Below are 13328 nucleotides of genomic sequence, written 5' to 3'. Positions count from 1 at the left end.
AGTGCTTAGCTGCGGGCTATGTTATGATTTACTGTACTTGCTTATAATACGCCTTCTTGGCTTATTTAACCATAGATTAACGTGTGTAAAAAACGAACGATGCCAACACCCGAGCTAAAACAGTTATTACTTAATGATGTACTCGTTGACTTTACTGCCTTAAAAGTGAAAGTGGCAGGGCGTTGGTGCGCGGTTGAAGCAAAGCAATTGATGTTGCTAAAATTATTACTTGAGCATCAAGGCCAAGCGGTTCCTCGTGATATAATTATGGATAAGATTTGGCCAGAAGTGGTGGTCAGTGATAACTCGGTGAGCCAGCTGGTTACCCAACTGCGTAAAAGTTTAAAGGATGATAAAAACACCGCGCTCTTTATTCGAACTGTCCCGCGAGTTGGCTATCAATTAATAGCACAAGTAAGCGATGCCCCGACATTATTAGACAAAGTCACACCAGCAACGCCACGTACATCCGTTTTATTTATTACGCTTGGATTAATTTTTGGCACCATCATTACACTTGTTAGTCAGTATTTACTTGCACCTAAAGCGCCGAGTTTAAATTATGAGTATCAATCACGGATCACCTCAGCTCCTGGTGCAGAAGTATTTTTACGTTATTCCCCAAATGGTAGATATTTAGCGTTTAGCCAGTCAAACGAGCAGCAAAGTCAGTTTGATTTGGCGGTTTATGATCAACAAAGTAAAACTGTCCACAGTATTAAAAACTCAGGTTATTCTGAAGAAGCGCCAGTATGGTCTCCGGATGGTAAATGGCTGGCATATTTTAGATATGATCCACTGAGCTGCGATATTCGGGTGATCCCTGTATCTAACGCAATTGAAACGTGGCGTTTGAGCCCCGAGTTTAAATTGACCCGCTGCCAACAACGCCACGGCCCAACCAAACTACATTGGGTTGATGAGAATACGATTTATACCACTCATTGGCAGGATGAGCAGCCACGGCTAGTAAAATATACCTTAGCATTTACACCTACGCCAACTTTATTAGAGCAGCAAATCGTAGGGGATTTTAAACCAATCACTTTTGATATTAACAAGCATAATAAAATGCTGTTACTGGAAAAAGATCAAGGCTGGTTTAGCGTTAGTGAAGTTGATTTAACACAATCACTTAAGCGTACTGAAATAAAGCGCAGTCGTCATAGTCATGCGCCGTTATTATTTGACAGTGAAGACAATTATTATTGGCTCGGGGATGATGCATTACGCCGTTATGACTATCAAGGTAATGAACAACTAGTTCACCAACCGCTAGGCTTTGTTGCCGATTTAGCGGTTAACCCGCAAACAGGCGATATTGCCCATGCTGAAGGACAAGCGCGCGTTAATTTGTATCAAATTGAACTCGATTTTACTCAGGATTTGCCTCAGATCCGTAATGCTGTACAACTGTCATCGTCGGCACGAATGGATATTTTACCTGCGGTATCCCCCGACGGGCAGCAAAGCGCGTTTATTTCATTACAGCGCAGAGGGATCACGGGCTTTACTCATATAGAAGTATGGCTTAAGCATAAACAACGTAAAACAGCGAACTTGATCGCTACTCTGCCCAGTGATATTACGCCAAAATACCTGCTTTTTTCTCCTAATGGTGACAACGTATTATTGGCTGACGAGCAACAAAATGTGTATTTGATCAATACTTTTTCGCGGCGCTTAGTACCAATAATTTCGGGTTTTGAGCAGCTTAATGCAGTGCATTGGTCGCCAGATAGTCACAGTATTTATTATCAAGTTAAAAAGCAGCAAAGCACGAATGAACAGGCACAATGGCAAGATTGGCGTTATGATATTCAGCAGATGAGTAACTCATTGGTTGCTGATAGCGTTAAGTTTGAAACCTTAGACGAAGAACATCCATTGTGGCAACTTAATAGCTCGTATTTAGAACATGATTTACACGTGCGAACTTATCTATCAGCGGTGTTAGAGCAGCAATTACCATTAGCGCAATTATTGCCATCACTTGAGTTATTTAAGCCTGCGGTATTTAAACATGGTATTTATTATGTACTCCGTCAAGGGCATCAATTATTGCTGTATTGTTATTTAACAGAGCAAAAGCGTAATGTGTTTATAAAAGAGCTTGGTGTTTATGGTTACGACATTGATATTAATTTAAATATCAGTAGTTCAACAGACGGGCGTCAAGTGGTATTTAGTCAAGTGGATGGCATTGAAACTGATATTCTATTACACAAAGCAGTTAAGGTAGTGTCGCCATAAATTGTTTGATTCGGCTTTGATCCCAGTTACGAGCATTCGCTTCTTTTAGAGCACTATTAGCCAGTTTTTTAGCGTGTTGCGGTTTATTACTAGCAGCTTGAATTCGCGCTTTTAGTAATAATAATTGTGGGTGTTCACTATCATCTATCAGTGCTGAATTTAATGCGGCAGTTACTTGTTGGGCGGGCTTTTTTAACTCAAAAAGCAATAAGGCGAGATCGCGTTTGGCACTAAACAAGCCTTGCTCTGCTGCAGCTTTTAACCATTTTAAGGCCTTATTAGGCGCATAATCCACATATTGGCTATTGAGTAACTCTCGGCCTAAACGGTATTGCGCATTAGCAAAGCCACTTTGTGCTGCGAGCACAATCCAATTCAATCCTTTTTCACGATCAACTTTACCGTACTCGCCGCGAAGCATATTTGCGCCAATACGATACTGCGAATTAGCATAGCCATTGACAGCTGAACGCAGTAGTAATTCACTGTTAGCATTTGCTTGTTGCCAGTGATATTTCAATAATCTAGTTGCGTTGTAGTCGTCAGAACTTAGCCAATTGGCAATATAATATTGCACTAAGGCGTTACCTTGTTCGGCGGCATCAATTAAGTCTGAAATTTTTTCATTGTATTCACGTTGTTGGCTTTTGAAGCTTTGTTCATACTGTTTACCTTTATAGGTCGTAAAGTGATACAGTAGAGAACGGTTGTAATAGGGCAATGTTTGGCTATCACCTTGATATTTCCAACGTTTAACTGCGTTGATAATGGCTTTATCAAAGGTTTTTTCAGGGTATGAATCAATTAAGGAAACATCTGTTACTGCGCCGCTTTTATCAATATCAAACTCTAACCAGACCCAGCCTTCGATACCATTTTTATAGGCATGTTCTGGGTATTTTGGCTCTACAGTATAGCTACGTTGTGGACTCGCATGAGGGGCTGGACTGGCGTTTAATTCTGGCCGTAATTGTCGGTCATACCACTGAAAGCTGAGTTGTTTTAGCAGTGCATTATAGGCATCATCAAGAGGTTGTTGATTGTTACTCTGTCTGGCTATCAGCATTGCAGTATCGCGTGCATCAAGTAAGCCAAAATCTGCCGCTAAACTAAACCAGGCATAGGCTTGGGCTTTATTTTTTTCAACCCCTTGGCCATGTAAATGCATAACAGCAATATTGTAAATTGCATCGGCATTACCCAAATAGGCTAATTGTTGGAATTCGCGCTTCGCATCGTTGAAGTTTCCCTGATGGTAATCGAGAGTTGCACTCAGTAAGTCAGCTTTAGTCTGGAACACAAAAAATAGGCAAAGCAATACAATTAAGAATTTGTAACGACAAAATCTTGTTGTTTGTTTATTGTAATGACTAACTGTGCTTTCTGACACGTATTATGCTTCGCCGATGTTGATCGAGTAACTTTTTTACCTATTGATTGTACTTGTTTTGTTTATTATTACTAGCGCCTTTGTGCTACTAATAATGGTAATTTCCTAAGCATGAAAAAAAGCAGGCAGTCAAATGACTACCTGCTTTAAACCCCTGGGCATAGGGGCGATGCCGTCCTTGGCGAGAGTCGAATACCTGTGTTAGCTTGGAGTTCGACAAAAATGGATATTAAAAGTTAAAACGTACTCCGGCTACAAAACGACGACCATCCGCGTAAACACCGGTCAGTGCTTGTTGCACACCTTTTTCTTGATAGCTAAAGGTATGCTCGTCTGTTAAATTAATTGCCTCTAACACAAGCGCTAGATTATCGTTTACGTTATAGGTAAAGTTCGCATCCACCTGACCATAATCATCAACATAACCATGGCCTTGGCCTGAGTTGTAACCAGTACGGAAGTTATATGAAATACGGGTACTAAAGGTTTCTGTTTCATAGTAAGTACTTAAATTGACTGTGTGTTCAGAGTTACCTGGAATAATCGTATCATTGCCATCTGCATCTTTTGCTTCACCATCGACAAATGTGTAGTTAGCATTTAAGCCAAAACCATCAAGGATTTCTTGTTGATAACCAAGTTCAAGACCTTGGATACGACCCGATCGACCGTTAGTCGGGCGGTTTACTAAGATCTCAACACCTTCATGTATTTCAAGATTTGGTGAAACATCTAAGAAAGATTGAATATCTTTGTAAAATACAACAGCTGAGAATAAACCTGCGTCACTGAAATACCATTCAACCCCAGTATCAAACTGGGTTGCACGATATGGGTCTATATCAGGGTTACCACCGCTGCCTGTCTGTGTTTCGAGGTTATAAGAGGTTGAAGGAGTCATTGATGCATAATCTGGACGCGACATAACACGTGCTGCACTGAAGCGCAGTAGTACATCGTCATCTAAATCAATTGCTAAATTGATGCTCGGTAAAATATCAAAATAGTCACGGTCATCATTGGTCCATACTTCCGAGCCACTTTCACCTACATAGGCTGCCGTTGATTGCTGAGTTTGCACCAAACGAACACCTAAGTTACCGCGCATACCTTCAACATCTATATCTGCTTTGATATAACCTGCGGTAATTTTTTCTTCAACTTCAAAGGTACTCGCTTTGAGTACACGGTAGTTCCAATCAAGAGCATCACCTTCACGGCGAACTTTATCTGAGTCGGTGATTGCGTAATTACTCAGTGTACCGTCAGAGCCTAGGCCTGATAAATAATCTGATGGCATTGATAGCGAATAGTCTGCTAAGTTCCAGCCCAAATCGGTGCGGTTATCAGTGGTGTGTTTAGTATTAAAACGTGAATGGTCTCGGTACTTTAAGCCAAACTTAACTTTACTAAAGACAGCGATGTCAATTGGGCGCGTAAAATCAACTTGTAGGTAAGTTTCATCATCCTTGGCATTATTATTATCGTAACGTAAAAAACCTAGATCCCAGTTTTTACCATCAGCTGGATCTGCACCATAGCTAGTACGCACATCTTCTACATTTGAGGTGTCGAAACTATGTATATAGTTACCTTCCCAACCAACACTGCGATCAGCTTGCGAGCCGCCGCTGCCTTCGGTATATCCAACATGTACACTGGTCAACCATAAATCACCTTGGTAATCCGCTTTTAAATCGTATGACTTAGTGTTGATTTCAGAGTTACGTACTTTGGTCTCATCAAGAATATTATTAGCCGTCGGTGATAACCCTAAAGTCCCGCCAACGAGCATAGTACCAACTTGATCATTTTCTATTAATGTGACATCAGTGTATTGTGAGCCACCGTAACCAGGCAGCCAAAGAAAGTTTTGATTTTCATTATTTGCTTCAAGGGTCGAATCAAGGGCATTGAAGGTTAAATCTAATTGCTCAGTAGGTCGATACTGCACAGCTAAATTGATACCGGTACGGATACGCTCTTGTAAAAACATGGCAGAACCACCACCGCCTGGGCTGTATACGTCTTTGTACTCAGTACCATCTTCTAAGGTGATATCACGTTTTGCCCAGCTCCATGATTCAATACCATCACGGCGCAAATTACGCTGTTGGCGAACCAATGAAATAAGTGCACCGAAGGTTTCGTCTTCAGTTTTAAAGTTGTACATTGCAGAGAGTTGTGGGTCGGTTTCGCCTGAAATTTCACTGTATTGAGCAAGTACTGAGCCGGCAAATTTATTCGCTTCTAAATCAAGCGGCTTACGAGTTCGTACTATAACAGTTCCACCTATAGAACCTTCATCGATGTCGGCTTCAGGTGATTTATAAACTTCTAATCCAGATACAACTTCAGAGGGCAGCATCGTGTAGTTAAAACCACGGCTTGCGGCAGAGTTTGTCCACCAATCGGCAGAGCCAACAGCTTGGCCATTCAATAATGTGCGGTTTTGGCTCTCGCTCGTACCACGAATACTAACACGTTCTCCTTCACCAAAGTTACGGCTAATTGATACGCCAGTTATGCGTTGCAGTGATTCTGCAACATTTTGATCGGGGAATTTACCGATATCTTCCGCAGTTACTGCATCGACTATGGCATTTGAATAGCGTTTAGTATTTAGCGATTTAACAACGCTGCCACGAATACCACGAACTTGGATTACTTCAACTTCATCTGTGCTTTTAAGCTCGGCGCCGTGGGCTACCATAGGTAAGCTCAATGCCGATGTAATAAGTGATGCGCTAACTGCTAAATATAGCTTATTTATTTTTACTTTTAACATCCTCGATTCCCCTTGAATCAAAACTTTATTTTGTTGTATCAGATTGTGTATATGTTATTCGTACCTATGTATTCACTTTTAAGATCCGAATTGCATTTAAGACGCTGTCTACAAACTTAAGCTGGCAACTAAGGGAGATTAGTTTATGGCTACCTTTATTTGTAAAAGTAACCTGTACCAGCTTTGTTTGTGCCTCTATTAAACGCCTTTTTAAAAATAGAGTCTTGAATTTGGATGAATAGTTGTGAAAGTAACAAAATTGAAAATAAAATGATGCAGTTTGCTTTTTAATTTATTTATATCAATAGTTTAAATTTATTATTTATTTTTGTTTTTTAATAAATTAAGTTTACTCAATCTATTTTTTGATTTTAATTTTTACAATTCACAACTAGTGGATTAAAAAATGAAAGGAAAAAGGTAATTGAACAAGATTATTGGCATTAGTACACCCGACGTTTATTTAGAACGTTTAATTACGAGCGTATTTTTGTGGCTAAAAATGAGTGGGAAAATTATAAAGATTGATGCAGGACGGATCTGATTATCTTAGATTTATTGAAAGTGCTTATACCAATCGTGTTAAGTTACTGACCATTTAGCTCGCTAGAATGGTTAAATATTTAAGTCGATTGGTATTATAACCCTTTAAGGTTTGATACTTAAGAAGAGTTGATCGCAGAGTTTTTTAGCAACTCATTAACGGCGAGTTAAGATTTCACGATAGGGAAGTAACTAAGAGCAATAGGTTCACGTTTACTTTTAAATTAAGCGCCTAGCAGGCTAGACACTTAATTGCTTTATAAACTCTTTTTCGGTGGGAGTGCAACGTTGGCAAAGATTAATCCAGCCACCAATGACATAAATATTAGGAAGGTTTGTTGGCCGATGTGCTCAGCATACACAAAGTCTTGCCCTTCAATTAATGAGTTTAGACCTATGTAAGTTTTGCTACCTGGAACTAATACAATCAAGCCTTGCATGGCAACAATTGAGGCAGGAGCGTTTGCTACGCGGTTAAATAGGTTACTAAATACACCCACCGCAAATGCACCTACAAATGTTCCTAAGGTGTAATCTAAATACATCGCAGAGCCAATACTGCTGCCATAAGCGATAAAGCCAGAGGCGATAGACCATGTAGCATGTTTTAGTTTGGTTCTAAAAATAACGATTAAGCTGCTACAGAGTAAAAAGATTGCCAACCAAGCCGTCCATTTAGGTAAAGGGTCAGGTTGTACGAAATCGGCTTGGCCGAATAGTGCAAAACCAATCGCAATGCCGATGAAGGCACCAAAATACAGTTTAAACAACAGCATAAAAGCATCCATCACACGCGCTGTACCAGAAACTAAATGCCGCGCTGCAAGTTCTGCTAGGCCCAGTGCTAATGCAAGCCCGGGTATAAACACAATAATCGCAGACAATACCACTAAACGAATATTAATCCCGACGTCTAAATGCACGCTTACAGCGCAGGCCAAAATAGCCGAGACTATCGCCACTAATGGCTCTAACATATGGCCTACGCGTTTTGAACGCGCTGACCACAGTACAAATAAGTAAACGACAGAGGTAAGTAGCGCTGACCAAAATACGTCATTCCAGCTGGTGCCCATCAGCATTGCAAATGCGCCGCCAGAGGTAGCAAAGGCAACCCCTGTGGTAAAGCGATTATACGGATTTGGCATAATAAAAATGGCGTCGAGTTGAACGTCAACTTCTTGTAGCGTGAGTTCGCCATTGAGCATTTTATTAACCAGATCATCGGTATCGGCTAACGACCCTAAATCGTGATCACCAGGATCAACACGGGCAACGTGAGTATATTCATCTTCATGGCCATCTGTCCAAATCACAAAAGTTACGGAAGTGGGTGACATTACAAATGAAGATTTAAGATCAAGGTAAGTAGCCACTTCCATTAAGTGAGCTTCGAGTCGATAAGCTGGGGTACCATACTTATGAAGCATCTTACCCAGTTTAACGATAAATTTGCGCTTTTCTGTAAACGTTGCGGTTTTCAAATTTGTATTGAGCCAAAATTTAAATTATTCAGTTAAAAAATATAGACAATACATCTAAATTTGCCTACCTAGTTTGGCGGGAATTTTAAACACTAATCACCGCCTGTCTAGTTTTTTTTATTTGTTTTTAGCTTCAATCCACTGTGCCATATATTGAGTGCTGCGCATTGTGTGATGTTTGAGCATTTGGCCTGTGAAATTTGCTTCGCGGTGAGCTTGCAATTGCTCTTTAATTGATTGAATTTTAATGATTAAATTATTAGATAAAAGCTGTTTGTCGTAGTGCGTTTTTAATATCGTATTACCGGCTGTTTGTGCCTGCGTAAATAAACTTTTATTTTGATACAGTGCCACAGCGGCATCGGCAAATTGCTGTGGCTCATTTTCAACCACACCACTCCAAGGTAAATCATGGTGCATGCCCTCACTACCAATTGTCGTTGTAACACTGGGTGTTTGCATGATCATCGCCTCTAACAGCTTTCCTTTAATGCCAGCACCAAAACGCAGCGGTGAGATACACACACGCGCACTTTCCATTACTTGATAAGCATCAGTGGCCCAACCTTTAATTAAAAAGCCAGTTTTAGGGTTATTGAGTGCCGTGGCTTTTGGTGGTGGGTAAGAGCCATAAATATGTAACTCAGCCTGCGGTAATTGTTTACGGATCAGCGGCCAAATTTGCTGTAAGTACAACACTGCATCCCAGTTTGGGGCGTGGCGAAAATTACCTATGGTCATAAAGTGTTGGCGTTGCTCAAACGATTTAGTTTGTTCAGGGAGTGAGCTTAAATCGACCATAAAAGGCAGATGATGCAATAAGTTACTGTCGACTTTAAATACATCAGCAAGTAATTGCATTTCAAAACTTGAGATAATCAAACTTAAATCACAGCGTAAAATAGCGGCTATTTCTCGTTTGGCGATGTCAGAATGTAAATCACTATGATTAAATGCTCGGTTGCCTTTATGCGCTTCATGGCGGGCATTGCGTAAGCATTGTAAATCTTCAGTATCAAGGATTTTTACTGCGTTAGGGCAATGTTTATCTACTCGCCAGCCAAATTGTTCTTCCATCATAAAACGGTCAAACATGACGATATCAGGGGCGTAGTTGATAACATATTCATCAAAACTTGCACAATTAAGGGCAATAGTTGCGCTGCTGATCCCGTAGTCATCCAGATTAACCATATGCTCGGTTTTTTGTGCGGGACTGGCAAATTCAACCGCCCAATTTTCATTTTTAAACGCTTTTAATAGCGACATCATATGAGTGCCGGCCGCTGATGAATTTGGTTCTGGCCATACATAGCCAATTACTAAGACTTTTTTCATTGACTTGAAGCTCTTACTTGCAGATGAACATCGACTAAAGTGCGCACCGCAGGGGTGCCTTGATTAAGTAATTCTTGCAGTACTTGGCAAGTATGTTTACCAATATCGTCTGCATTTATGGTGACGCTGCTTAATGATGGAGACATTAAACATGAATCAGCTAAATCATCAAAACCGACTACTTTTATATCTTTACCGGGGATCAAACCATGTTGGCGAATGGCTTCGACGACACCGTATGCAATAACATCATTAAAACAAATAATCGCTTTAGTCGCAGGGTATTGCGCATACAACGTAGCAAAGGCATCGCGCCCGCCTTGACGGTTCGTGGCGGCGGTGATCGTTGGTTTGTCTTGATGGATATTAAATTGCTTTAGGGCACTGTGAAAACCACTTAAACGTTCATGATGATCAGAAATATCATTAGTTCCACCTATAAAAGCAATATCCTCAATACCTTGTTGTAAAATATGGCTAGTGGCTAGATGAGTGCCTTTTTTATTGTCCGGTAATATTGTCGGGGCGGCACAAAAAGGCACTTCGCGCATAATGTGAATGACCGGGAAACCACTATTGATCAGTTCATCAACCCACTGCTGGGTAGTTCCCGGGGCAGGGCACATGATAAATGCGGCAACATTATATTCTTTGAGTGTTTTAACAACTTGTGTTTGGCGCTCCACACTTTCGGCGGTGTTCACTAACATCGGCAGCATGCCAAGGGTATGAATATGGTTTTCAAGTCCTACCGCTATTTGCGCAGAGTAAGGGTTAGTTAAGTCATTAATAACCAACGCCACTAAATTAGAGCGGCGACTTCTTAGTGCTGCCGCATCTCTATTATATACATAGCCAAGCTTATCAATGGCATGCAATACTTTTTCTTTGCTTTTATCACTGACTTTGTCACTGTGTGTAAGCACTAACGACACCGTTGACTTAGAAACTTGTGCTTCTCTGGCAACGTCAAAAATAGTTATTTTATCGGTTTTTTTTTTCATTTTAATGTATGCGTCAGCAATTGCTTGAACGAAGGATCCAGTTTAACGCAGTTTGAGCTAATAAGTCATCTATCGGCGTTATTGAAGGTAGAATCGTAAAAACTTTATGAATGTTGCAAAACATGTTTATATACAGGAATTAATAAAAAATACCAAGGATACACTATGAAAAGCATGCTGCTTTTATTCGCCCTCTTATTGAGTGTTGGCTTTAGTCATTTTAGCCATGGCGCGCAGGGGTATCAAACCCCATCAAGTGATTTAGCCGCGCTGGTTGATGCTAAATTAGCACCGAGTAGCTACCTATCTGCTGATGGTCAATGGTTAGCGCTGTTTGAGCGAAAACGTATTGAAACATTAGATGATTTAGCAAAAGAAGAATTGAAATTGGCGGGTATAAAGTTAAACCCGGCAAACTTTTCACGCTCACGTCCTCGCACTAAATTTAGTGCGTTACAAGTTAAACATATTGCGACTGGCGCTGTGATTACCGTTAATAATTTACCTCAAGGGGTGATCCGCTCACCTAAATGGTCAAGTAATAGCGAATATTTAGCGTTTATTGTTGAGCAACCAACTCAGGCGCAATTGTGGGTGTATAACGCCGAAACTAAACAAGCACGTCAGTTGTCAACTGTGGCTCTTAATTCAGTGCTAACAGCTACCCCTTATCAATGGTTACCAGATAGCACGGCAATTGTTGCTAACCAAGCGGTTAACCTTGGCAAGCCGAAATTAGTTAGTGATGCAAATAGCGTTGTGCCGGTTATTCAACAAAGTAGCGGTCAAAAAGCGCCAGCACGGACTTACCAAAATTTATTAACCAGCCCGTTTGATGAGTTGCAGTTTAAGTTTTACGGCCAAGGTCAATTAACTTATATTCCTCTGAGCGGTGTTGCGTTATCGATTGGCAAACCAGCATTATTTAAATCATTTTCGATCTCGCCTGATTCAACCAATATTTTAGTAGCCACTATCGACGAACCATTTTCGTATCAAGTACCCTATAGCCGCTTTGCGACAACGTGGCAGGTGCTTGGCATGCGTGGTTATACGTTAGCGCAATTGTCTAAACAGCCACTGGCCGACAACATTCCACAAGGTTATGACAGTGTGCGAACGGGTCGTCGTGATTTTCAGTGGCGTGATGACCAAGGTGCCGAACTCATTTGGGCGCAGGCGCAAGATGGCGGCGATATGAAAACCGATGTGCCGTATCATGATCATCTATATAGTTTACGCTCACCTTTTAAACGTGAACCAAAACTATTTGCTAAACTAGAACGACGTTTTTCAGGTATTGAGTGGGCGAATGAAAACGTTGCGTTTTTAACCGAGTGGCGTTTTAGTGATCGCCAGTTACGTACCTATGTGATCCAACCACGCGATGCGGATAATAACCGCGTATTGTTTTCACAGCGCAGCTATAACGATGCTTATAAAGATCCGGGCGACGCTATTTATGAGCGAAATGATCTCGGTGTAAACGTTATTAAAGTGGTTGGTGGACGTTATATATTTTTGCGCGGTGATGGTGCGTCAGAGCAAGGGAATGTGCCATTTTTAGATCAGTACGACATTAAGACCAATACAACCAAACGTTTATGGCAATCAAAAGCGCCATATTACGAGCGAGTTCGTGCCATGCTTGATGATGAAGGTGAGCGATTAATTACTATTCGTGAATCTAAGACCGAACAACCTAACTTCTTTATTCGCGATTTAGATGCCGACACTCTGACTCAGCTCACTACCTTTGAGCATCCATACCCGGCGTTTAAAGGGGTGACTAAAGAACTTGTGCGTTACCAACGTGATGACGGTGTTGAACTCTCTGGTACGCTATATTTACCTCCAGGTTACGATAAAACGCAAGGTCCATTACCTGTATTAATGTGGGCATACCCACTGGAATATAAAGATAAAGCAGTTGCATCGCAAGTACGTGAATCGCCGTACGAATTTACCTACATAGGTTATTGGGGGCCAATGCCTTACCTCGCAAAAGGTATTGCTGTATTTGATGATCCGAAGATGCCAATCGTCGGTGTTGATGGTAAAGAGCCAAATGATTTATTTAGAAAGCAGTTAGTTGCAAGTGCCAAAGCTGCGGTAGATGTGCTGGTCGAAAAAGGCATTGCAGATAAAGATAAAATCGCCATTGCAGGCCACTCATATGGCGCCTTTATGGTAGCAAACTTATTAGCTCACAGTGATTTATTCAAAACCGGTATTGCCCGCAGTGGCGCCTATAACAGGACCTTGACACCGTTTGGGTTTCAAGGAGAAGAACGTGATTTTTGGCAAGCACAGGATGTATACGCCAATATGTCACCGTTTTTTCATGCTGAAAAAATTAACGAGCCGATGTTAATGATCCACGGCCAAGAAGACCCGAATTCTGGCACCTTCCCAATGCAAAGCGAGCGTATGTACGCTGCGCTAAAAGGTTTAGGTAAAGAAGCGCGTTTAGTGATGTTACCTTACGAAGCCCATGGTTATCGTGCCCGTAAAAGCTTATTACATGT

General features: G+C 41.1%; 7 protein-coding genes. 2 read left to right on the top strand and 5 right to left on the bottom strand.

The genetic code is table 11. The annotated features are described in order from the left end of the window. Positions 1–81: 81 nt before the first annotated feature. Positions 82–2253, top strand: a complete 2172-nt coding sequence (locus H5162_RS07715) for a winged helix-turn-helix domain-containing protein (RefSeq protein WP_145234277.1) — start codon at positions 82–84, stop codon at positions 2251–2253. On the opposite strand, the gene H5162_RS07710 is transcribed toward H5162_RS07715, so the two are convergent. The 5 genes from H5162_RS07710 to H5162_RS07690 form a co-directional block, all read right to left on the bottom strand. Next, positions 2234–3553, bottom strand: coding sequence for a TonB family protein (locus tag H5162_RS07710; RefSeq protein ID WP_145234275.1), 1320 nt, complete (start codon positions 3551–3553; stop codon positions 2234–2236). The genes H5162_RS07715 and H5162_RS07710 overlap by 20 nt on opposite strands. A 319-nt stretch (positions 3554–3872) precedes the next feature. Further along, positions 3873–6431: a TonB-dependent receptor gene (locus H5162_RS07705; protein ID WP_145234273.1), complete on the bottom strand. Its 2559-nt coding sequence runs from the start codon at positions 6429–6431 to the stop codon at positions 3873–3875. An 800-nt stretch (positions 6432–7231) separates the two neighbouring features. Continuing rightward, positions 7232–8458, bottom strand: a complete 1227-nt coding sequence (locus tag H5162_RS07700; protein WP_149980016.1) for a threonine/serine exporter ThrE family protein — start codon at positions 8456–8458, stop codon at positions 7232–7234. 117 nt (positions 8459–8575) lie between these two features. Continuing rightward, positions 8576–9796: a glycosyltransferase gene (locus H5162_RS07695; RefSeq protein ID WP_182734026.1), complete on the bottom strand. Its 1221-nt coding sequence runs from the start codon at positions 9794–9796 to the stop codon at positions 8576–8578. Continuing rightward, complete coding sequence (locus H5162_RS07690; RefSeq protein WP_145234263.1) at positions 9793–10800, bottom strand: LacI family DNA-binding transcriptional regulator; 1008 nt, start codon at positions 10798–10800, stop codon at positions 9793–9795. Before H5162_RS07690 ends, H5162_RS07695 begins: the two co-directional genes overlap by 4 nt. 174 nt (positions 10801–10974) lie before the next feature. On the opposite strand from H5162_RS07690, the gene H5162_RS07685 reads away from it, so the two are divergent. After that, positions 10975–13328, top strand: a 2354-nt coding sequence (locus tag H5162_RS07685; RefSeq protein WP_259398187.1) for a prolyl oligopeptidase family serine peptidase, incomplete at its 3' end; no start/stop codon positions are given.

The organism is Pseudoalteromonas sp. SR41-8 (assembly GCF_014163915.1).
GTDB classification, from domain to species: Bacteria; Pseudomonadota; Gammaproteobacteria; order Enterobacterales; family Alteromonadaceae; genus Pseudoalteromonas; species Pseudoalteromonas rhizosphaerae.
This window is presented reverse-complemented; position numbering and strand designations above follow the sequence as displayed.

Excerpts from the sequence above, each read along its gene's own strand:
- H5162_RS07695 (WP_182734026.1), bottom strand. The coding sequence starts at position 9,796 with ATGAAAAAAGTCTTAGTAATTGGCTATGTATGGCCAGAACCAAATTCA.
- H5162_RS07705 (WP_145234273.1), bottom strand. The coding sequence starts at position 6,431 with ATGTTAAAAGTAAAAATAAATAAGCTATATTTAGCAGTTAGCGCATCA.
- H5162_RS07690 (WP_145234263.1), bottom strand. The coding sequence starts at position 10,800 with ATGAAAAAAAAAACCGATAAAATAACTATTTTTGACGTTGCCAGAGAA.